Annotated in this window: 1 protein-coding gene; it reads left to right on the top strand. The window is 71.6% G+C overall.

All coding sequences use genetic code 11. The features are described 5' to 3' along the window. The coding region (locus AC1DWF_RS35200) for an MFS transporter (protein WP_476843101.1) at nt 1–571 on the top strand (571 nt) is incomplete at its 5' end. Between the last annotated feature and the right edge of the window lie 94 nt (nt 572–665).

Genomic DNA, 665 nt, shown 5'->3' with positions numbered 1-665 from the left:
GCTGCGGGGCCTGCCGCGCCATCCCGCGATCCTGCGCTTCATGCTCGCGCGGCTCTTCTACACGGACGGGCTGAACGTGCTCTTCGCCTTCGGCGCGGTCTTCGCTGCGGGCGTCTACCACATGGGCTTCGAGGAGATCCTGCTCTTCGGCATCGCGCTGAACGTGAGCGGCGGCATCGGCGCCTTCGGTGGCGGCTGGGTCGAGGAACGGCTGGGCGCGAAGCGCACCGTCCTCATCGCGATCCTCGCGCTCATGGCCCTGGGCGGCGGCATGCTGCTGGTGGAGAGCAAGACGGTCTTCTGGGTGCTGGGCGTGATGCTGGGCCTGTTCTTCGGCCCGTCCCAGGCGGCGAGCCGCAGCCTGATGGCGCATCTCGCGCCGCCGGCGGAGGTGACCGCCTATTTCGGCCTCTTCGCCTTCTCCGGTCGGGCTACGGGTTTCCTGGGGCCGGCCCTGCTGGCGCTCGTCACGGGCGCGACGGGCAGCCAGCGCGCGGGGATGACGGTGGTGCTGGTGATGCTGGCGCTGGGCGCAGCGATCCTCGCCAGCGTGCCGCGGCCGCGGGGATAGCCGCCCGCGCCGTGGCACGGCGCCAGTCCCCAAGCTTCCAGCAAGCCCCGCAGCGGCGCTACGCCGCCGCCAGTTTCTTCTCGATCGCGAAGGG

The sequence above is a fragment of the Aminobacter sp. P4_D5 genome (assembly GCF_056401815.1).
This window is presented reverse-complemented; position numbering and strand designations above follow the sequence as displayed.